Genomic DNA, 20,665 nt, shown 5'->3' with positions numbered 1-20,665 from the left:
TGGCGGTTTTATTGATTTGAAATTTTACCCATTAAAGATAAATCATTTGCCAATCAAAATACTGGCGGTGGGGCGTACGCCTTGACCGTTATTGGCACTACACGCCATGAGCATTAAAGGCAGGCATAAGGCGATGATGAGCGTGAATTTTTTCATGATAATTCCTAATTGCAAAAGGTTATAGTTTAGCATAAGTTGGGGTGGGTGGCAATTTTGGGGGATTTGGTTTTACCATTCTTGCATGCTTAATTTAGTCAAACACTCGTCATTCACTCGTCAGGCTTTTTATACTTATTTTTATTGAAAAAACTTCACCAGTCACATTCTGTCTATGGGTCAGTTATTTATTTTTTGCTAAATTTAGCGTAAAATAACCCCAAATTTTTATGAGAATCATCATGTCTAACACCCAAGCCCACACCGACCCCAAACTTGCCCAAAAACAAGCCGTTGCCAAATCCGCCCTTGCCTACATCGAAGACGGCATGATTTTGGGCGTGGGCACAGGCAGTACGGTAAACTGCTTGATTGAGCTGTTGCCACAGGTTCGCCTAAAAGGGGCAGTGGCAAGCTCAAAAGTTACCGAAGATAAATTAAAAGCCTTGGGCATTGAGATTTTTGATTTAAATACGGTGGGCGAGCTTGATTTGTACATTGATGGGGCGGACGAGATAGACGCTCACGGCAACATGATAAAAGGCGGTGGCGGAGCATTGACCCGTGAAAAAATCGTGGCGGCAGCGTCCAAACGCTTTGTGTGCATGGTGGATGACTCCAAAACAGTCGCCAAACTGGGCAAATTCCCCGTGGCGGTGGAAGTGTTGCCCCAAGCCCGCTCTTATGTGGCTCGTGAACTGGTCAAGCTCGGGGGCGAGCCTGTGTATCGGGAAGGATTTGTCACTGATTATGGCAATGTGATTTTGGATACCTATGATTTGGACATCAAAGACCCTGCCGAGCTAGAGAGCACCCTAAACAACATCGTGGGCGTGGTGTGTAACGGCATTTTTGCCAGTCAGTCAGCTCACGTCATGCTAAAAGCAGGCGATGATGGCATAAGTACAGTCAAATTTGACAAGACAGCAAGATAAGACAAATAAAAAAATAAGGATTTGACATGCTCTTAATGATAGATAACTATTGCAGTTTTACTTACAACATTGTTCAGTATTTTGGCGAATTAAGGCAGGACATTGTGGTAAAACGCAACAACGAAATTACCCTTGATGAGATAACCGACCTTGCCCCACAAGCCATTATCCTAGGGCCTGGCCCTTGTACGCCAACCGAAGCGGGGGTTACGGTGCCGATTTTGACGCATTTTGGTGGACAGATTCCCATTTTGGGCGTGTGCTTAGGTCATCAAGCCATTGGGCAAGCCTTTGGTGGTGATGTCGTGCGAGCAGGCGAGGTTATGCACGGACGGCTGTCGGACGTGCATCATAATGATGTAGGCGTGTTTCATGGCTTACCAAACCCTGTATCAGTGGTGCGGTATCATTCGCTTGTCATTGATAAAGCCACATTGCCTGAGTGCCTAGAAATCACCGCTTGGACACAAAATGCGGACGGCTCTATGGGCGAGATTATGGGCGTTCGCCATAAAAAGCTGGACATTGAAGGCGTGCAGTTTCATCCAGAATCCATTTTAAGCGAGCATGGCTATCAGCTTTTTAACAACTTTTTAAAACGCTGTGGGCTTGCCGTGTTAGATGATGAAAATTTGCCAACGGTGGCGTGATTGTTTATTAAATCTCTTTCCAAACTAAAAATAAACCTTTATAAGTATTGGGGTTGAAGTTTTTAAAAATCCACAAAAATCGGGGTTTGGAAAGAAGTCTATTTAAAAATGGCATTGTAGGGGATAAATTGCAATTTGCCCTATGATAATACACAAATTTAGGCGAATAAATTACCCCTACAAAACCGTCCAACAGATGATAAATTAACCCAAAAAAAATTTAAAAGGAAATCCATGTTAGACAATGACCACGACATTCACGCTTTTTTGGTACGCACCCTAAACACCCTAATCAATGGCGAAAACCTAAGCGATGACGACACCGCCACGCTCATGACCCTTATCATGACGGGCAAATGCCCCGATGTGCTACTGTCCGCCATTATCACGGCTTGGCGTATCAAGGGTGAGACGGTGGACGAGATTGCCATTTCTACTCGGGTCATGCGGTCGTTTGCCAATGCCGTTAATTTGGGCGTGGATAATGCGGTGGATATCGTGGGAACGGGCGGAGATGGAGCGAATTTATTTAACGTATCCACAGCATCCATGTTCGTGGTGGCGGTCTGTGGCGGTGTGGTCGCCAAGCACGGTAGCACAGGCGTGTCAAGCCGTTCAGGTGCGTCCGATTTGCTCACAAGTGCAGGCACAAACCTTGCCCTTGGCCCAAGTCAAGTTGCCGACTGTGCCAAAAATACAGGGGTGTGCTTTATGTTCGCCCCCAATCATCACCCTGCCATGCGCCATGCTAAGACGGTGCGTGGGGCGTTGAAGGTGCGGACGATTTTTAATATCTTGGGACCTTTGACTAACCCTGCGTCCGCTCCAAATACCTTGCTTGGGGTGTACGATGTGGCGTTGTGCGAAAAACTCGCTCACGTCATGGGCAAACTTGGCAGTCGCCATGTGTGGGTCGTGCATTCTGATGACGGCTTGGACGAGATAAGCCTTGCCACACCCACAACCATCTCCGAATACAAGGACGGCAAGGTAACCACCTTTAAAATCGCCCCCACCGATGTCGGCATTGCCATGCAGTCGCTTGACGGCTTGTCGGTTGGCTCGTCTGATGAAAGTTTTGACCTTATCAAATCCGCCCTACAAGGGCAAACCGACCCACGCACCCAAAAGGCGTGCGATATTATCGCCCTAAATGCAGGGGCAAGCCTGTATCTGTCAGGGGTGTCAGACAGCTTTAAAGACGGTGTCGCCCTTGCCAAACAAGTCCTAGCAAGTGGTAAGGCATGGCAAAAAATGCAGGAATTTGTGGTATTTACCCAAACGTTTAATCATTGATTTTTTATTATCCAAACGTACATTTAAAGATTTTCAATGTAGGGGCGAATTGCAATTTGCCCAAATTATATTTTCAAATTTAAAAAATTTTAAAAGGAAAAACCATGTCCACCCCCACCATTTTACAAAAAATTGTCGCCACCAAACACCAAGAAATCGCCCAAGCTCGCACTCAAATCAGCCTTGACGAGTTAAAACAAAAAGCCAAATCCGCCCCTGCCGTGCGTGGGTTTGCCAAAGCCCTACGAGCGGTGGAGCAAGGCAAGATTGGTGTGATTAGCGAGATAAAAAAGGCAAGTCCGTCCAAAGGCGTGATTTGTCAAAATTTTAACCCCATTGCCACCGCCCAAGGCTACGAGACGGCAGGGGCGACTTGTCTGTCTGTTTTGACCGACCGTGAGTATTTTTTGGGACATGATGACCATCTTATCCAAGCCAAAAATGCTTGCAATTTGCCTGCCTTGCGTAAAGATTTTATGGTGGACGAGTACCACATTTATGAAAGTCGCACGCTCGGGGCGGATTGTATTTTGTTCATCATGGCGTGCCTTGATGATGAGACGGTGGCACAGTTGCACAAGGTGGCGATAGAACTTGGCATGGACGTGCTGATTGAGATTCATGATGAAGATGAGCTAGCTCGTGCGTTAAAATTGCCCAAATCCGCCCACAACATTTATGGCATCAATAACCGCAATCTAAATACCTTTGATGTGGATTTGAACACGTCCATTCGCCTTGCCAAGACCTTGCGTGAAAATGTGGGCGATGACGCTCTTATCGTGAGTGAAAGTGGTATTCATGGGGCGGACGATGTACATCTCATGCAGTCGCATGGCATTCATCATTTCCTTATCGGTGAGCAATTTATGAAAACGGATAATGCAGGGCTTGCGTTACAAAATCTGTTAAAAAGCGTATAAATAATACACAAACCAAAACCCCACACCCACGGCATGGGGTTTTTCATTAACTTTAACCAATCTTATGACAATCAAACCCAAGCTCTGCCATTTGACTTTCTTTTTCAAGTGGAGCAAGGCTTGCCTTGACATGGGGCTTATCTTTTAGATAAGTGCGTGCCACTCGTTTTAGGTCGTCTATCGTTACCGCTAAGAGCTTGGCTCGTATGGCTTCTTGCATTTCTTTGGTGCGACCGTGTAGCTCGCTAAAACACGCCTTGACCGCCTCGCCTGCTGGGGATGCAGGTTTGTCCATGCCACCGATAATCCCCAAAATCGCCTCTTCTAACTTATCAGCATCATGGTCATTGTCCAGTAGCCAGTCAATGCTCTTTTCAAAATGAAGAAAAGTCGCCACACAGTGCGGGTCGCGGTAGCTATAAAAGCGAAAACTTGCCGAATTGGCATCAAAACTTGCCCCACCGCCATATGCCCCGCCTTTTTCACGGATTGCCGAATGCAGATAGCCATTTCTTAAAAATGGAGCCAGTACCGTCAAGGCAGGCGTATCCTCATGCCCCGATGTGGTCGCAGGGTAGGCAGTAGCATTATGATAGACGTTGGTTGCGATAAGCCATGCGATGTCTTTATTATCATCACTCTTGGCAAGCTCATCAAATGCCAGTATATCATGTGCCACGACAGGCGATTTGGCAGGCTTATGCGGTGTATTTAGCACGTCTTTTATCACCGCCTTTAACTCATCCGCCTTGTCCGCCTCACACACCAAAACCACGTCTTGGGGCAGGTTTTGTACTTGCTCATGGATTTGGGCTAGGCGTGCTGATAGCGTTTGCCAAACCGCTTGGTCGGTTTCGCTTTGCTTTAAAAACGCCTTTAATGCCGACAGGGCAGGTAAGCCCGAATAACGGTATTCTAGCGATGATAATTTGCTCATGCTCCGACTGGCGGTCTGAATGGCGTAGCTGTGTCCGCTTGCTGATAGGCGTGATTGCCAAGACGCTTGTTTTTGCTGTAACAGCTCACTCATGCGGTCGGTTTCGGTGAAAATGGTGTTGTTTAGCACGTCGCTCACCAGCTCCACCGCCTCAGGCTTACGGGCTAAGGCACGGGTCGCCAGCACGAGATAGCTTGTCATTTTATCCTTATCATGGCGGTCGGTACGCTGTGAAATGCGAGCGGTAACGCCTGATGAGACGGACGCTTGTACCGCTTGGAACGTGCGTGCGTCATAGTTGTTCGTACCTAATTCGGACAACAGCCCCAAATATAAAGGCAATATCGGATTATTTAAAATATCTAAATTATCATTTAAATCAAGCACCACTTGATAATAATACAGCCCATTGGTGCCTGCATGGTACTCGTAGAGTTTGCGTTCGTCTTGCCCAATGATTATCGGCTGTTTGTTGGCGTGGGCGAATTTTATCGCTTGGGGAATGTCATCTAGCCCCACTTTTGGCAAAATATCCACGTCATCTATCAGAGCTTGGCGTGTGGCAAGTTCGGCAGATTTTTGGCGAATGACCGCTTTATCGTCATCGCTTAACGTGGCATTTAGCTTATCCAAACTTGCCTTTTCGTCATCTATCAGGCGTTGGGCTTTGTCTTTATCAGGCGATAGGGTCAAGCGAACTCGGTGTGGGTTGTCAATTAGGTGCGTTTTGATGAGATTTTGCACCCAGTTTGGCTCTTTGACCTGCTCGGACAGCCACGACAAATGCTCATCAATCTCCCACATATCCACAGGATTACCGCCATGCAGTGCCGTGCCAAACCCTTCAAGCATGAGCGTCAAGCCATAAGGCATACTGTCGCCCCCGATGTGGCGTTGGTCTAACTCTATCTGATGTAAAATGGTCTGTATGGTTTCATTATCAATGGGGTTTTCCGCCACAGAACGAAGTAGCTCCAAAATGCCGTTTTCCACGTCATCGGCAAGTTCACGCTCCGAGCCACGCACGCCTGCATAAAACGCCATTTCATAATGGCTGTCATCTAGACCTAAAAGCGGACTTGCAGACGTGCCAAGTGGCGAGCTGTCAAGATACGCTCTTAGGGGTGAACCTGCGTGTTCTATCAGCACCCCTTCCATAAGGCGAAGTGCCAAACGCTCTTTGGGGTCGGTAATGCTTGGCAGTAGCCACGCTAGCACGTTATGGGTCATTTTCTCGCCACTCACGTCGGCGGTATAAGTGTCATAAACTTGGGTTGGTGTGCTTAGGCGAGTCTCGGTCATGGAGACGAACTTTTTGCCACGAGACGGCTTTTCGTTGTCATCAAAACGCACTAGGGCATCATCGTGCAGGCGCGCTTGAATGTCCGCCACGTCAATGTCGCCAAAACTCATGATAATGGCATTGGACGGGTGATAATGAGCCTTGTGAAAATTGACCAAATCAGCATGGGTGAGCTTGACAATCTCTTTTGGGTCGCCCCCTGAATTATAATGATAAGTCGTGGCCGGATACAGGTGCGGTGCCAAAGCGTAGTAAAGCTGGTCAATCTCGCCACTCATCGCCCCTTTCATCTCATTAAAGACAATGCCGTGATATTCAGGTTTGCCCTGTTCATCAAGCTCCAAACGAATGCCTTCTTGGGCAAAGTCTAGCTCGTGAATGTTGGGGAAAAACACCGCATCAAGATAGACGGATAATAAGTTAAAATAATCGTTTTTGTTTTGACTGGCAAAGGGATACACCGTCCAATCACTTGCCGTCATGGCGTTCATAAAAGTCTGCAATGACCGCTTAATCATGCTAAAAAACGGGTCTCGTACGGGGTATTTTTGTGAACCGCACAACACAACGTGTTCTAGAATATGAGCTTCGCCACGAGAAGTCATGGGCTGAGTGGCAAAGCCAATCATCAAGGCGTTTTCGTCATTATCACACGCCAGATGATAATGGGTCGCCCCTGTGGCGGTATGCTCACAAAGTAGCACCGTAATGTCAAGAGCTTCTATGTGGTGCTGGGATTTTAGGGTAAAGGCAGGGTGTAGGTTAAATGTTGTCATGAATGGTTCCGTGATGAAAAAATGCTATATTGTGGCAAAAATTTGCAATTTAAACAAGGCTTTTGTAAATTTTGATAAAAATTCTTGTTTTTATGATTAACCGAAAAGACGTTGAACAAGGACTAATTTGGCGGTATACTTAGGGTTATCTTTTCTTATAATTTTACCCCATTCTCAACTTTATATAAGTGGTTGATTTATCAAGGGCGAATAGCGATTCGCCCCTACAACCCAAAAATGGTTATTGAACAATCAACAAGCTACCATTTTAAGTTGAGAATGAAGTTATCATTTTTTAATTTTAAAAAGGCAATCATCATGAGCTACTTCGGTACAGACGGCATTCGTGGGGCATTTGGACAATTTCCCATTACCCCTGATTTTCTACTAAGATTGGGTTATGCCACAGGGCAGGTTTTGACCGCCCAAAACACGACAGACAGACGACCCAGCGTGGTTATTGGCAAAGACACTCGTCTGTCGGGCTATGTGATTGAATCCGCCTTGCAAGCAGGATTTAACTCGGCAGGCGTGGACGTGCATTTGCTTGGACCCTTGCCAACACCTGCCATTGCTCATTTGGCAAGAAGTTTTCATGCCGACATGGGCGTGGTCATCTCAGCAAGCCACAACCCTTATGGCGACAATGGCGTAAAATTCTTCTCAGGCGAAGGCAAAAAAATCTCAGACGACACCCAATCCGCCATTAACGCCAAATTGGACGAGATGATACATGACGACACGCTCTCACGCCTTGAACACTACCCCACCGAGCTTGGCAAAAGCTACCGCATTGATGACGCTAAGGGGCGTTATATTGAGTACTGCAAAGGCTCGTTCCCCTACCAATACGACCTGCGTGGGCTAACCATCGCCCTTGACTGTGCCAACGGATCAGGGTACAGCGTTGCCCCACGGGTCTTGCGTGAGCTTGGGGCAACCGTCATCGCCCACGCCAACACGCCAAACGGCACCAACATCAACGACAACTGTGGTTCAACCCACCCCGAAACCTTGCAAAAATTGGTATTGGAACACAAAGCAGACTTAGGCATTGCCCTAGACGGCGACGGCGACCGCATTGTTATGGTGGATGAAAACGGACAAATTTTGGACGGCGACAGCATTTTGTACATTCTTGCCAATGGGGCAGACGAAACCCCAAAAGGCGTGGTCGGCACGCTCATGAGCAACATGGCACTTGAAAACTTGCTTAAAAATCAAGGCACCCACTTTATCCGTGCCAAAGTGGGCGACCGCTATGTCATGCAGGAGCTAGAAAAACACGGCTACACCATTGGCGGAGAGTCATCGGGGCATATTCTTTGCCTTGATAAATCACGCACAGGGGACGCCATTGTAGCAGGCTTGCAGGTGCTGGCGATTTTGGTCAAAAAAGGCGGAAAATTATCCGATTTAACAAAGGGTTATACCCCATATCCCCAAACGCTCATCAATGTCCGCCTAGCCAAAATGAGCGACCCTTATGACAATGACGAGCTAAAATCCGCCTTCGCCCAAGCCGAGAGCGAGCTTGGCGACACAGGGCGACTATTAATTCGTAAATCAGGCACCGAGCCTGTGATTCGGGTCATGGTTGAAGCCCAAAATGGCGATACGGCACAAACATTGGCAACATCATTGGCGGACAAGGTAAAGGCGGTGCTGGGGTGATTTTTAAATCATAGACAATTTGAAATGGGTGTGTAGGGTAAATTGAATTTGCCCTATGGTAAATTTAACACAAGGGCGAATTGCAATTCGCTCCTGTATACACCCAAGAAACTTTAAAATTAACACAAGTGTAATGACGTTTGAGTGTAGGGGCGTGCTGTGCACGCCTATAAAAAGTGGTGTCTCAGCACGTCCCTACAAATACTGTGGTAAATATCAAGTTTGTTGGCTATATCTAATTTTAAAACATTTGTGATTTAACAATGGTATTTTATAATGATTTAACTTCAAAATATACTAATTGGTAAGGTGCATATCACGCACTCTACAATACTGCAAATAAAAATATCATTTTAATAGTTAAAAAGAGAAAATCCATGATATTAGACCTACCCCCAACCACCATAGAGCTAATTACCGCCAGAGCCGAACAAGCAGGTATGACGGTTGATGAATTGCTTATATCCACTTTTGCCAAAGATGATGAAGACGCTTATTATGATTGGTTTTATCAACATCATTTTGATATTAAGAAATTGGATAAATCAATCAAAAGCGGTTCTACCCCTGTGCCTCATTTTGACAGCGTAGAACAGTTGGCAGATTGGCTGGGTGGTGCAAGATGAAAGTGGAAACAAGTCTTGCCTTTGACGAACAACTTGCTCTACTTTCACACGCAGACCGTATAAAAATCGCTCTATTTGTCCAACAAGTTCAACAACACGGCTTGCATGGTCTGCAAGGTCGTAATAAATCATCTATTCCAACCAATCCCCATACCAAAAAAGAACGAGCTAATTTTGATTATGCCCAAAAATACTGTCTTTGGCATTATCATATCGGCATACCTAATTATGTGGGCGAGTTTGGCGATATGACAAGCGAATACATTTTACATTATCAACGCTTTGATGATAAAATTGTACTGGTGAGTATCAGTTCGCATCCGCCTTTTGAATTGCCAAGTATAGATAAATTATAAATTGGTATTATTCAACCAAGGTGATTTTGCAATATGAGTGTGTAGGGGCGAATGACATTCGCCCAAAAAATAATATTTATATAAGGTAAATTGCAATTTGCCCCTACAAATCTATCCAAAGGTGTTGTTGATTAACAATGCCGAAATTTTAATAATCAACCAAAGGTAATCACTATGGGAATTGATTTTAGTGCCAGTCGTCTGTCCTATGAAAAAGACGAACTGATTGAAAAAAACATTGGCAACACCCCTTATCCATTACTCCAAAAATGGATAAACGAAGCCATATCCGAGCAAATTGGCGAAGCCTATGCATTTAGCCTTGCCACCTGTGGGGCGGATATGCGTCCGTCCGTGCGTACCTTGCTCATGCGTGAGATTGTCCCTAATGATGACGACATTCAGATGATTTTTTATACCAATTATGACAGCGACAAAGGGCAGGATTTGGCGGACAACCCCTTTGCCGAAGCCTTGTTTTTTTGGCATACGCTAGAACGCCAAGTGCGAGCGTCTGGGCGTGTGGTCAAATTATCTGATGATAAATCGGAGACTTACTACCATTCCCGCCCAAAAGACAGCCAATTATCGGCGTGGGTCAGTCGCCCCCAAAGTGGCGTGGTAGCTAGCCGTGAAATTATGGAGAGTGATTTTGCTAAATTATCCGAGCAGTTTGGCGAGCATATCCCCAAACCCGAATTTTGGGGCGGATATTGCCTATTGGTGGATAAAATAGAATTTTGGCAAGGGCGAGCCAACCGTATGCATGACCGCATTGTCTATCATAAGGGCGATAAGAGTTGGGAGCGTGAGCGGATATTGCCGTGATAATGTTTTTTAACAAATATAAAAAAGCGATGATAAGAATAGTCATCGCTTTATCCATTTTGGTTGCCATTATTATTTATAGCAATTTATTAAAGGTTGTGGATTATAAATTTGACAAAATTGGCTATCAAAGTGATAAAATATTAAACATCGCCCTAATTACCGATTTGCACGCTTGTTATTATGGCGATAATCAAAAATGGTTAATAGATATTTTAAAACAAAAACAGCCCGATGTGATATTATTGGGCGGAGATATTTATGATGACCAAATGCCTTTTGATAATGCCGATGAATTATTAAGCCAATTACCCGATATTGCCCCCACCTATTATGTGGACGGCAATCATGAAAATTGGCTAAGCCGTGCAGATTATAATAAAGTCATGGCTAAAATTCACACTCATGGTGTATCAATCATTCATGGCAAAAGTATATCCGTGCCAAATACCAATGTCGTCATTCATGGTATATCTGACCCAGACGGCGGAGCGTTTGATAAGGATTTAAAAACAGTAACGGATAATTTAAATAATGATACTAAAAATCACGTCCATATTCTATTAACCCACCGCCCCGAGCATATTGACACGTATCTAAATTACCCTTTTGATATCATCATGGCAGGTCATGCTCATGGCGGACAATGGCGAGTGCCGTTTGTCATCAATGGCGTGTACGCTCCCAATCAAGGGCTATTCCCCAAATATGCAGGCGGATTGTATGAATTTGCCAATGATGATAACACCAAGTTTATCGTGAGCCGTGGGCTGGCACGAGAAAGCACGAGAGTGCCACGTCTGTTTAACCGTCCTGAATTGGTGTTTGTGAGTTTGGAGTGAAGCTACCCCACACAACGTTTTGGCGTTTGTTTTTTATTTAGTGATGTCTGACACCGCCACGAATTATCATCTATTTGATGATAAATTGCCAAATGCCGACCGTTTAAATACCGCACCGGATAACTTGCCCCTGACACCGTTGCCACCACCGCACAATCGGTCTTGGCATAGGGCAGGCTTGCCACCACTTCCACGCTCACCCTTTGGTTGTCGGTAGTAACGGGCAGACCCACAGGGCAGTTACCTGTTTGCTCATAGATGAGCTCCACTCGCTTGGCAATGGCATTGGTACTGCGATAACTCTCAAAAATCACCGTCTGCTCTTTTTGAATGGCGATAATCGGCACAAATTGCAACACAATAATCGCAAGCAACGTCCCAAACATGGCAAACGCCACACCAAGCCCCACCACACTGACCCCGCCATGCTCCGCCAAATGTGCCTTTTGGGCATCTTTGTCAGCAGGATACAGCTCCACCACATCGGCTATCTCACGCCGTGCCATGCGATAATAATATGCGTCCGCCCAGCGTGCCACCATGCCCGACCAAAACAGCCACACCGCCCCAGCTATCATGAACCGTGTGTACATCTGATAGGCATCGGGCAATTTACCCACAAATAAAAATTCACACACCGCCAAAATGATGACGATGTTAAGCTTAATGAACGACCACCCTGCCACACAATACACCACACAATCCAGATAACGCTTGCGGTATAACAGCCAGCCAAACGTGGTGAAAAATGCCGACCAATTCCAACGGGCGTGCAGTTTGCCTGCCTTGTCAAATTGTCCAAATCGCTTTAAATAATACGCTTGCGAGCGTGTGCCAATAAACCACTTATCAAGCTGTATCCGCTCTTTGTCGGATAAGTGGGGCAAATAAAATGGGGGCGGGGTTGTGTCTTCTAAAAATGGCAAACGGAACATAAATTTTGTACTTAACCGATGAATGCTTTATAATAGGCACTATTTTACGCCTTTTTTAGATAATATACCATGACTAACACAGACCAATCCACCCCAAAAGCCCCCCTTGCCCCTGTTGGGGGCGACCGCCAAACCCCTGACATCTCTCGGGATACCATCAGCCAAGAAATCCAAAACTTATCTCGCACACCGACCGAGTATAGCCACGCCATCGCCACCTTTATGAGACGGCGAACGCACCTAAGCCAGTATGCCGAACAAGCCTTGACCGACCCCGCCTTTGCTCCGTACATCATCAATCACGGTAAGGATTTGGGCAAATTGGGCGATGTGTCCAACATCACCGATTTGCGGGCATTTTTTAAAGAAACACCAAATGGCGAGAACGCCCCCTTGACCCTAGAAATCGGCTTTGGCATGGGCGACAGCTTGGTAGAAATGGCACAAGCCGAGCCAGCTCGTAACTTTGTCGGTATAGAAGTTCACGAACCAGGCATTGGACGAGCCGCTTACCTTGCTCATGAACTGGGGCTGACCAATTTAAAGGTGCTAAATGGCGATGCGATTGCCTTGCTCAATAACCTACCAGATGAACATTTAGACACCGTACAGCTTTATTTTCCCGATCCGTGGCAAAAAAAGCGACACTACAAACGCCGTTTTGTAACGACCGACCGCATGACCTTAGTGGCGGACAAATTAAAAACAGGCGGAATTTTTCACAGTGCGACCGATTGGGAGCATTATGCCCTATGGATGCTTGAAGTTTTGGATAATATGAGCCAATTTGAAAACATGGCAGGACATGGCAACTTTTCGCCACGTCCCGACTTTCGCCCTGCCACCAAATTTGAAAAACGTGGAGCAGACTATGGGCGTGCGTCTTGGGATTTGCTGTATAAAAAGGTGTAAGCTAAGGCAATACCGCACTGGGCATACGCTTCATGATAATCCGCTTTTTGTTTTGTAGGCGACGGTTATTGAGATTTTTTTGGTAATATTTGGGATTGGGGAGCATGCTGATGAGTAGTGCCGACTGCTCACGGCTTAGGTTTTTGGCAGATTTGCCATAATAATGCCGAGCCGCCGTCTCAATACCATAAATGCCCTCGCCAAATTCCGCCACGTTCAGATACACTTCCAAAATCCGCTGTTTGTCCCACATTTGCTCCATCATCACCGTGATAATCGCCTCCTCGCCTTTACGGATATAGGAGCGGTGCGATGTCAAAAACAAATTTTTGGCAAGCTGTTGGCTGATGGTCGAGCCACCCATTGACACCGCCCCGCCTGCTTCGTTTGCCCTAATGGCACGCTCAATGCCATCCATATCAAAACCGTTATGCGTGGTAAATTTAGCATCTTCACTTACCACTGCTGCCTGTTTGACCGCTTTGGCGATATTATCATAATCCACCCATACCTGTGTAACCTCGCCCCCCGATAGGCGATGAGCGACCATAAACATAGAATTACCAACAGGGTAGACGCTCCACACACCGAGCATGGCTACAATGAGCAAATGAAAACTGATGACCAACACCAATAGCGGAGCTATCACCCATCGCCACAGCCATGCCACCAGTCCCCGTCTTTTGGGTTTGGGCGGAGTTTGTGGGTCGGGACTGGGCTGCGATGGCGTATTTGTGGTTTTTTTAAACATAAAATAAACTAATAAGATAAACTTGGGGCGTATTTGCTATAATAAACACCCTATTTTACACGATTTTTTGCCACAGGGCATTATTTTTTATGAATAATATTAATTTTATCAAATACTTACAAAACTTAACAGATGACCGCTTTGCCCTGACTTGCCTAGACCATAACGAATACCGCACGTTCCATGCTCTACTATTGGCGACATTTACAGATTCGGACAGCCAACAAATCATCCACTCATCCAACCCTACCGCTGATTGGTATTTTTTAGGCACGGATGGCTGTCATCTGTGTCATGCCAGTCATGCCCTACTGACCCAAGTTCGGGTCATATATCCACACATGCCCACCGTTCACGTGTTAGAGCTGACTGGCAGTGATGAGTTGATTGACCATTTGGGCATGCTCATCCCCATACTTATCACCCCCACCTGCCTGCTGTGCTATCCGTTTGGTGTCATGGATGTCATTCATCTTTTGCCAAATCATCACCACAAACACATCAAATAAATAGACACATTTTCATTTTTATTAGTTTTTTAAATCACAAAAAACAATAAAATTTTATTATTTTTAAAAATCAGTTATTTATTTTTAATAAGTTTTTGAGTAAAATAGCATCTCACTCATTAGTTGTTAATGAGATTTATTGTAAACAACCATTTTTTATTGTGGTTTTTGCTAAATTTTATCAAAACAGGGCTTTGTGATGTGCCAAACTGACATTGCAAGCAATTGTTATTTTTTGTATGACCCAACAATAAATACCATTTCAAACACTGAAATTACAATACAGATGGGCGTACGGTCTTTATATTAGACAAAGGAGTGTATATGCTAATCTTTTTGGCACTATTACCAATTTTAATTGTTTTTATCTTATTGGTCGTCATGCGATTGCCTGCCAAAATTGCCATGCCTGTGGCATATTTTGCAACCGCCTTGCTGTCATTGTTTGTATGGCAGACCTCTGGCAGTCAGGTTGCCGCTGCAACCATTCATGGCGTACTGACCGCTGTCAATGTGCTATTTATTGTCTTTACAGCGGTGTTACTGCTTAACACCCTAAAAGAGAGCGGAGCAATCGTTGCCATTCGTCAAGGTTTTATGGGCATCTCGCCTGACCGCCGTGTACAAATGATTATCGTGGCATGGCTGTTTGGTTCGCTCATTGAAGGTTCAACAGGTTGGGGTACGCCATCGGCGGTCGGTGCTCCCTTACTGCTGGCACTCGGCTTTCCTGCAATGGCATGCGTCATGGCGATTCTCATCATTCAATCCGCTCCTGTCTCCTATGGTGCGGTCGGTACACCCATTCTCATTGGTGTGAACTCAGGTCTTGAAAACAAAGATGATGTAAGTACTGCCATTGGTCAGCAAGGCATCGCCTTTGGTGATTATATCGTACAGATTGGGGCAAATGTTGCGTTTGTACACTCGGTTGTGGGTTTTTTAATTCCATTAATTCTGTGCTGTTTTTTAACCAAATTCTTTGGGGCAAAACGCTCGTTCCGTCAAGGCTTTGAAGCCGCTCCTTTTGCTATATTTGCAGGTCTTTGTTTTGTCATTCCTTATTACTTGACTGCCAAATTTGTCGGTCCAGAACTGCCCTCTTTGGTTGGGGCGGTGGTCGGTCTTGCTATCGTCGTACCAGCTGCCAAAATGGGTTTTTTGACCCCAAAAAACACCTTTGATTTTGAAAGCCGTGATACATGGGAAGAAGATTGGAAAGGCACACTGGCAACCACCAATGTTGATGTGAATGAAAAAGCCAAATTTTCCATTGTCAAAGCATTCTCTCCTTATTTATTGGTCATCTGCATCTTGATTGCCACTCGTACCATCAAGCCATTAAAAGACTGGTTAAGCAGCAATGCCGTCATTACGTTTAGTAATATCTTAGAGACTAACATCACCAATAAAACACAGCTTTTGTACTCACCTGCAACGGTGCTACTGCTTGTCTCTATCATCTGTATCTTTTTGTTTGGCATGAAAGGCGATACCATCAAAAAAAGCTGGTCAGCTTCTGGCAAAACCATGATAGCTGCCGCCCCCGCCCTACTATTCTCCATCCCCATGGTGCAGGTATTTATTAACTCTGGCACGCCTGCTGATGTTGCCGAGCCTATTCTTGCCATGCCAAAAGTACTGGCGGCAGGAGCAGCGGACATGTTTGCAGACGCATGGCCACTGTTCGCTCCGTGGATTGGGGCGTTGGGGGCGTTCATTGCAGGGTCAAATACCGTCTCTAACATGATGTTTAGCCATTTTCAGTGGAGTACTGCCGCTCAGATTGACCTAGGTGCCAATGACGCCGCCAAAGTCGTCGCTTTGCAAGCCGTGGGCGGTGCCGCTGGTAACATGATTAGCGTGCATAACGTCGTCGCCGCCTGTGCGGTGGTCGGTCTAGTAAACCGTGAAGGCTTGGTCATCCGTAAGACGCTCATCGCCATGAGTTATTATGTGATACAAGCAGGTCTGGTGGGCATGGCGTTCATCTTTAACCCTGTGTGGTGGATTGCAGCAACATTGTGGGCGATTGCTTTCTTTACCATCATGACTGTTGTCGGCAAAAAGAGCGAGCGAGCCTGATAACCTACCATCTAACAAAAGGGGTTTTATAATCCCTTTTGTTATTTTTTATAAAGTATTGTAAAATATACCCACCTTTAAAACTTTAAAACTTTAAAACTTTAAAACTTTAAAACTAAGGCTGTTTTATGGCAGATTTAAGCAAAATCACCGAAATTGAAGACCTACGCCGTGTTGCTGAGCGTAAAGTACCCCGTATGTTCTACGACTATGTAGACAGCGGTTCGTGGACACAGACTACCTATCGCAATAACGAAACTGACTTTGACCGCATCAAGCTACGCCAACGTGTACTGGTGGACATGGAAGGTCGCTCACTTGCCACACAGATGATAGGACAAGACGTGCATATGCCAGTGGCAATCGCCCCGACAGGCTTTACGGGCATGATGTGGGCGGACGGTGAGATTCACGCTGCTCGTGCCGCTGAAAAATTTGGCATTCCGTTTTCGCTCTCAACGATGAGTATTTGCTCCATTGAAGATGTGGCAGAGAACACCACCAAGCCATTTTGGTTTCAGCTGTATGTCATGCGTGATAAAAAATTCATGGAAAACCTGATTCGCCGTGCCAAAGAAGCCAAATGCTCTGCCCTTATCCTAACTGCTGATTTGCAAGTACTGGGACAACGCCACAAAGACATCAAAAATGGACTGTCTGCACCGCCTAAGCCCACCCTAACCAACATCATCAATCTGATGACTAAGCCTGAATGGTGCTTTAATATGCTTGGCACCAAACGCCATACCTTTCGCAACATCGTCGGTCATGCCGAGGGTGTGGGCGACTTATCTAGCCTATCATCATGGACAGCAGAGCAGTTTGACCCTCGTCTTAACTGGGATGATGTCGCTCGCATCAAAGAGTTATGGGGCGGGCCACTTATCATCAAAGGCATCATGGAGCCAGAAGATGCCATTTTGGCTGCCAGGTCAGGGGCAGATGCCATGGTCATCTCCAATCACGGTGGTCGTCAGTTAGATGGGGCACCAAGCTCCATCGCCAGTCTTGCTGATTGCGTGCAAGCGGTACAAGCGGAAAATTCAAAATGTGAAATTTGGCTAGACAGTGGCATCCGTTCAGGTCAAGACGTACTAAAAGCCATCGCACTGGGAGCAAAAGGCACGATGATAGGTCGCTCATTCCTATATGGTTTGGGGGCGTATGGCGAAGATGGTGTTCGCCGTGCCTTAGAGATTATCTACAAAGAATGCGACATTACCATGGCTTTTTGCGGTCATACTAACATCAGTACGGTCAATGAAGACATCTTTATCAAAGGCACTTACGAAAATCTTAAAGCCAGCAATCCACACATCATTCCAATTCGTTGGTAAGAAAAGAACACAAAACCACGTCTTAGGGCGTGGTTTTTTGACATATATTCTATATTTCTATATTTTATGTAACAATCCCATCAAAACTCTGCCCATGTTCCACTTTTCATGTGTAGCACTCTATCAGCTCGTGCCGCCAACACCCTATCATGTGTTACCATAAGCAGTGCCATGCCAAGCGTGTCTTGTAGCTCTGAGAGCAGTTCAAATACCGCTAAGGCATTATCATCGTCTAGGTTGCCCGTTGGCTCATCAGCCAGCACCAGACTAGGACGTGTAACCAATGCCCGAGCAATCGCCACACGCTGACGCTCACCCCCTGACAGCTCGCTTGGGCGGTGGTGAGTACGGTGCGATAGACCAACACGGTCAAGCAGTTCATTCGCCCTACTTCTTGCTTCATTAATGCTCACATCAGCACGCATAAGCAAGGGCATGGCAACATTTTCGGTCGCATTAAACTCCGCCAAAAGGTGATGAAATTGATAAATAAAACCCAAATGCTCATTACGCATACGTCCACGTCTCGCCTCTGCCAGATGATTTAGGCACACGCCTTTGAGCCACACTTCACCTGTGGTCGGTATGTCCAAGCCCCCCAATAAGTGCAACAGCGTACTTTTGCCCGAACCGCTACTACCAACGATGGCGATACGCTCACCTTGATGAACAGTTAAATCAAGCCCTGTCAGCACGGACGTTTGAATTTTACCTTCATCATAGATTTTACTAATGTTTTTTGCCTGTAAAATAATACTCATGTCACCCCCTTATTCATAACGCAAAGTTTGGGCAGGCTGGATTTTTGCTGCTTTTAAGGCAGGATAAATGGTCATGATAAATGACAATAAAAATGACGACGACGTGATTAATAAAATATCCGTTACCTTAATGTGTGTTGGCAGATAATTGACAAAATACGCATCAAACAAGTGCAGACCAAACACATTATTAATAAAGCCCAGCAACTGACTGACGGTCAGCGTAAAAGTCACGCCCAAAATCGTCCCTGCCACCGTACCGATGACCCCGATAATCATGCCCTGCACCATAAAGACCTGCATGATGAGCTTAGGACTTGCCCCAAAGGTCTTTAAGATGGCAATGTCTGATTTTTTGTCCGTCACAAGCATGACAAGGCTGGATACGATATTAAAAGATGCAATCACCACAATCAAAAATAGCAACAGCCCAATCATCGCTTTTTCCATTTGAATGGCAGAGAACAGATTGCCATGCGTACTTGTCCAATCATCTGCCATCAGACGCTCAGGGGCGACATTTTGGGCTTTGACTGCTGCTTGGGGGGCTTTAAAAATATCATTCATTTTTAGGCGAATGCCCTGAGCCCCTTCGGGCAAACGCAGTAGCACGCCTGCATCACGCATGGCAACATATGCCATGTTATTGTCTATCTCTTGGCTGATATTAAACACACCCACCAAGGTAAACCGCTTAAATCTAGGGACGACACCCGCCGCCGATACCGATGCTTCGGGCAGCACCAACGTGATCTTATCCCCTATGGTAAGCCCCATAGAACGCACCATGCTCTCACCCAGCACAATGCCAAATTCGCCCGCTTTTAGGGCATGGATGTCGCCTTGCACCATATGCTCGCCAATGATGGAGACCTTCGTCTCATGCTCAGGTTCAATGCCTGTTACCATAATGCCCGCCACCTGTCCATGAGCGGTCAGCATGCCTTGCAATCCAATAAACGGAGCAGTTGCCACGACATTTTTGTCATTCTCTTCAATCTTTTTGGCAAGTGTTTGCCAATCAGGCATGATCTCATAAGAGCTGACATTTGCCTGTGACACCATGCCCAAAATGCGGGTTTTTAACTCTCTATCAAAGCCATTCATCACCGATAAAACCGTGATGAGTACCGCCACGCCAAGGGTCAGCCCAATCATTGAGATGAGCGAGATAAAGGAGATAAAGCCGTTTTTACGCTCGGCTCGGGTGTATCTTAGTCCGATAAATAAAGCAAGGGGACGAAACATAAATAGGAATTGCCTTTTAAAATTTGACGCCATAGTTTACACCATTTTGGCGTGCTTTTGGGGATTTTGTCATTTATGATGATAAAATTTTATGAAAATCAGCCAGATAAGATGACTTGATTTTTTAAAATTCTCCCTTATTAAAGATGACATATTTATCCATAGGGAACACCCATGAGCATTCACTACGACTATAAACATGAAGTACCACCCCAAAAGATAGACTTGCCTTGTGACAAAAATGCAGGGCATGGCGACCATTGGGCAATTTTAACCAATAACATTGCCGATGACGTGCCAGATTGGCTCCAAGCCATGTTGGAGACCGCCACTCTGCCCGCTGGTTTGACCGTGGGGCGTACCGACCATAAGACCCTTTTGCTCGGACAAGACACCCCTTGTCACATCAAGCAAATCCTTGCCATGGATAACGGCAAGCCCACCGCCTTTATCAACGCCTACCCTGCGGTGCATAGCCCTTATGGCGTGAACTGTCAGATTGAGCGAGTGATTCGCTGTGAGCGTACCGCTGACGCCATTTTACGCCTTAGAACCGCTGATGGCACAACCGTCTATGCCTTTGACCAACTCTACGCCATCAACCGCCATGAGTACAAAACCCCCAAAAACTACTTTGCCAATTTTAGTGCATGGGCGTATAACATTGAGCCAAGCAACAAAGATGAGACGCTATTGGTCAAAAATCCCAAAGCCATTCGTTATCATCGTGCCTTTAATGACATCGTGGCAGATAATGGCGGTGTGGTGCCTGATGACATTGATGAACAAATAAAAACATGGACGCCCTGAACCGCACCCCAAAAG

General features: G+C 45.8%; 19 protein-coding genes. 14 read left to right on the top strand and 5 right to left on the bottom strand.

Features of this window, described 5'->3' with window-relative positions; all coding sequences use genetic code 11:
* The first annotated feature begins 398 nt into the window (after positions 1 to 398).
* From rpiA to trpC, 4 genes are all read left to right on the top strand, one after another.
* The gene (gene rpiA, locus B5J94_RS06480) at positions 399 to 1,091 is read left to right on the top strand and encodes a ribose-5-phosphate isomerase RpiA (RefSeq protein ID WP_062498471.1); all 693 of its coding nucleotides are present in this window, start codon (positions 399 to 401) and stop codon (positions 1,089 to 1,091) included.
* Positions 1,092 to 1,117: 26 nt separating this feature from the next.
* On the top strand, positions 1,118 to 1,741 hold the full coding sequence (locus B5J94_RS06475; protein WP_062498470.1) for an anthranilate synthase component II: 624 nt from the start codon (positions 1,118 to 1,120) through the stop codon (positions 1,739 to 1,741).
* 234 nt (positions 1,742 to 1,975) lie between these two features.
* A complete protein-coding gene (gene trpD, locus B5J94_RS06470) occupies positions 1,976 to 3,037 on the top strand; it encodes an anthranilate phosphoribosyltransferase (RefSeq protein WP_062498468.1) in 1,062 nt (353 codons plus the stop codon).
* Positions 3,038 to 3,141: 104 nt separating this feature from the next.
* Entirely contained in the window at positions 3,142 to 3,960 is an 819-nt protein-coding gene (gene trpC, locus B5J94_RS06465; protein ID WP_062498467.1) for an indole-3-glycerol phosphate synthase TrpC, read from the top strand.
* Between the two features lie 52 nt (positions 3,961 to 4,012).
* Here trpC and B5J94_RS06460 read toward each other — a convergent pair whose 3' ends face one another.
* Positions 4,013 to 6,976, bottom strand: a complete 2,964-nt coding sequence (locus tag B5J94_RS06460) for an insulinase family protein (protein WP_062498466.1) — start codon at positions 6,974 to 6,976, stop codon at positions 4,013 to 4,015.
* A 318-nt stretch (positions 6,977 to 7,294) separates the two neighbouring features.
* Between B5J94_RS06460 and glmM the strand changes: the two genes are divergently transcribed.
* The 5 genes from glmM to B5J94_RS06435 all read left to right on the top strand — a co-directional run bounded on the left by glmM (position 7,295) and on the right by B5J94_RS06435 (position 11,302).
* A complete protein-coding gene (glmM, locus tag B5J94_RS06455; protein ID WP_062498465.1) occupies positions 7,295 to 8,650 on the top strand; it encodes a phosphoglucosamine mutase in 1,356 nt (451 codons plus the stop codon).
* A 377-nt stretch (positions 8,651 to 9,027) separates the two neighbouring features.
* Positions 9,028 to 9,276 (top strand): hypothetical protein, encoded by a 249-nt coding sequence (locus tag B5J94_RS06450; protein WP_062498464.1) that lies wholly within the window; start codon positions 9,028 to 9,030, stop codon positions 9,274 to 9,276.
* On the top strand, positions 9,273 to 9,632 hold the full coding sequence (locus B5J94_RS06445; RefSeq protein WP_062498463.1) for a hypothetical protein: 360 nt from the start codon (positions 9,273 to 9,275) through the stop codon (positions 9,630 to 9,632). Before B5J94_RS06450 ends, B5J94_RS06445 begins: the two co-directional genes overlap by 4 nt.
* A 174-nt stretch (positions 9,633 to 9,806) precedes the next feature.
* Positions 9,807 to 10,460: a pyridoxamine 5'-phosphate oxidase gene (pdxH, locus tag B5J94_RS06440; protein WP_062498462.1), complete on the top strand. Its 654-nt coding sequence runs from the start codon at positions 9,807 to 9,809 to the stop codon at positions 10,458 to 10,460.
* 2 nt (positions 10,461 to 10,462) lie between these two features.
* Positions 10,463 to 11,302, top strand: coding sequence for a metallophosphoesterase (locus B5J94_RS06435; RefSeq protein WP_062498461.1), 840 nt, complete (start codon positions 10,463 to 10,465; stop codon positions 11,300 to 11,302).
* Between the two features lie 2 nt (positions 11,303 to 11,304).
* On the opposite strand, the gene B5J94_RS06430 is transcribed toward B5J94_RS06435, so the two are convergent.
* Positions 11,305 to 12,237, bottom strand: coding sequence for a DUF2628 domain-containing protein (locus B5J94_RS06430; RefSeq protein ID WP_062498460.1), 933 nt, complete (start codon positions 12,235 to 12,237; stop codon positions 11,305 to 11,307).
* 69 nt (positions 12,238 to 12,306) lie between these two features.
* Here B5J94_RS06430 and trmB point away from each other — a divergent pair, with 69 nt between their 5' ends.
* On the top strand, positions 12,307 to 13,149 hold the full coding sequence (gene trmB / locus B5J94_RS06425; protein ID WP_062498459.1) for a tRNA (guanosine(46)-N7)-methyltransferase TrmB: 843 nt from the start codon (positions 12,307 to 12,309) through the stop codon (positions 13,147 to 13,149).
* 1 nt (position 13,150) lies between these two features.
* Here trmB and mtgA read toward each other — a convergent pair whose 3' ends face one another.
* Positions 13,151 to 13,822: a monofunctional biosynthetic peptidoglycan transglycosylase gene (mtgA, locus tag B5J94_RS06420; protein WP_062498469.1), complete on the bottom strand. Its 672-nt coding sequence runs from the start codon at positions 13,820 to 13,822 to the stop codon at positions 13,151 to 13,153.
* 167 nt (positions 13,823 to 13,989) lie between these two features.
* Between mtgA and B5J94_RS06415 the strand changes: the two genes are divergently transcribed.
* The 3 genes from B5J94_RS06415 to B5J94_RS06405 all read left to right on the top strand — a co-directional run bounded on the left by B5J94_RS06415 (position 13,990) and on the right by B5J94_RS06405 (position 17,831).
* Positions 13,990 to 14,409 (top strand): hypothetical protein, encoded by a 420-nt coding sequence (locus B5J94_RS06415; RefSeq protein WP_062498458.1) that lies wholly within the window; start codon positions 13,990 to 13,992, stop codon positions 14,407 to 14,409.
* 324 nt (positions 14,410 to 14,733) lie between these two features.
* Positions 14,734 to 16,494 (top strand): L-lactate permease, encoded by a 1,761-nt coding sequence (locus B5J94_RS06410; protein WP_062498457.1) that lies wholly within the window; start codon positions 14,734 to 14,736, stop codon positions 16,492 to 16,494.
* Positions 16,495 to 16,622: 128 nt separating this feature from the next.
* Positions 16,623 to 17,831, top strand: a complete 1,209-nt coding sequence (locus tag B5J94_RS06405; protein WP_062498456.1) for an alpha-hydroxy acid oxidase — start codon at positions 16,623 to 16,625, stop codon at positions 17,829 to 17,831.
* A gap of 80 nt (positions 17,832 to 17,911) precedes the next feature.
* Here B5J94_RS06405 and lolD read toward each other — a convergent pair whose 3' ends face one another.
* Together lolD and B5J94_RS06395 are read right to left on the bottom strand one after the other, a co-directional pair.
* The gene (gene lolD / locus B5J94_RS06400; protein ID WP_062498455.1) at positions 17,912 to 18,592 is read right to left on the bottom strand and encodes a lipoprotein-releasing ABC transporter ATP-binding protein LolD; all 681 of its coding nucleotides are present in this window, start codon (positions 18,590 to 18,592) and stop codon (positions 17,912 to 17,914) included.
* 9 nt (positions 18,593 to 18,601) lie between these two features.
* Positions 18,602 to 19,840: a lipoprotein-releasing ABC transporter permease subunit gene (locus B5J94_RS06395; protein WP_062498454.1), complete on the bottom strand. Its 1,239-nt coding sequence runs from the start codon at positions 19,838 to 19,840 to the stop codon at positions 18,602 to 18,604.
* 174 nt (positions 19,841 to 20,014) lie between these two features.
* On the opposite strand from B5J94_RS06395, the gene B5J94_RS06390 reads away from it, so the two are divergent.
* Positions 20,015 to 20,650 (top strand): hypothetical protein, encoded by a 636-nt coding sequence (locus B5J94_RS06390; RefSeq protein ID WP_079364008.1) that lies wholly within the window; start codon positions 20,015 to 20,017, stop codon positions 20,648 to 20,650.
* Positions 20,651 to 20,665 lie beyond the last annotated feature (15 nt).

Origin of the sequence: Moraxella lacunata, assembly GCF_002027545.1 — a bacterium.
Lineage (GTDB): Bacteria > Pseudomonadota > Gammaproteobacteria > Pseudomonadales > Moraxellaceae > Moraxella > Moraxella lacunata.
This window is presented reverse-complemented; position numbering and strand designations above follow the sequence as displayed.

Coding starts and splice junctions, on each gene's coding strand:
- rpiA (WP_062498471.1), top strand. CDS start 399: ATGTCTAACACCCAAGCCCACACCGACCCCAAACTTGCCCAAAAACAA.
- B5J94_RS06475 (WP_062498470.1), top strand. CDS start 1,118: ATGCTCTTAATGATAGATAACTATTGCAGTTTTACTTACAACATTGTT.
- trpD (WP_062498468.1), top strand. CDS start 1,976: ATGTTAGACAATGACCACGACATTCACGCTTTTTTGGTACGCACCCTA.
- trpC (WP_062498467.1), top strand. CDS start 3,142: ATGTCCACCCCCACCATTTTACAAAAAATTGTCGCCACCAAACACCAA.
- B5J94_RS06460 (WP_062498466.1), bottom strand. CDS start 6,976: ATGACAACATTTAACCTACACCCTGCCTTTACCCTAAAATCCCAGCAC.
- glmM (WP_062498465.1), top strand. CDS start 7,295: ATGAGCTACTTCGGTACAGACGGCATTCGTGGGGCATTTGGACAATTT.
- B5J94_RS06450 (WP_062498464.1), top strand. CDS start 9,028: ATGATATTAGACCTACCCCCAACCACCATAGAGCTAATTACCGCCAGA.
- B5J94_RS06445 (WP_062498463.1), top strand. CDS start 9,273: ATGAAAGTGGAAACAAGTCTTGCCTTTGACGAACAACTTGCTCTACTT.
- pdxH (WP_062498462.1), top strand. CDS start 9,807: ATGGGAATTGATTTTAGTGCCAGTCGTCTGTCCTATGAAAAAGACGAA.
- B5J94_RS06435 (WP_062498461.1), top strand. CDS start 10,463: ATGTTTTTTAACAAATATAAAAAAGCGATGATAAGAATAGTCATCGCT.
- B5J94_RS06430 (WP_062498460.1), bottom strand. CDS start 12,237: ATGTTCCGTTTGCCATTTTTAGAAGACACAACCCCGCCCCCATTTTAT.
- trmB (WP_062498459.1), top strand. CDS start 12,307: ATGACTAACACAGACCAATCCACCCCAAAAGCCCCCCTTGCCCCTGTT.
- B5J94_RS06415 (WP_062498458.1), top strand. CDS start 13,990: ATGAATAATATTAATTTTATCAAATACTTACAAAACTTAACAGATGAC.
- B5J94_RS06410 (WP_062498457.1), top strand. CDS start 14,734: ATGCTAATCTTTTTGGCACTATTACCAATTTTAATTGTTTTTATCTTA.
- B5J94_RS06405 (WP_062498456.1), top strand. CDS start 16,623: ATGGCAGATTTAAGCAAAATCACCGAAATTGAAGACCTACGCCGTGTT.
- lolD (WP_062498455.1), bottom strand. CDS start 18,592: ATGAGTATTATTTTACAGGCAAAAAACATTAGTAAAATCTATGATGAA.
- B5J94_RS06395 (WP_062498454.1), bottom strand. CDS start 19,840: ATGTTTCGTCCCCTTGCTTTATTTATCGGACTAAGATACACCCGAGCC.
- B5J94_RS06390 (WP_079364008.1), top strand. CDS start 20,015: ATGAGCATTCACTACGACTATAAACATGAAGTACCACCCCAAAAGATA.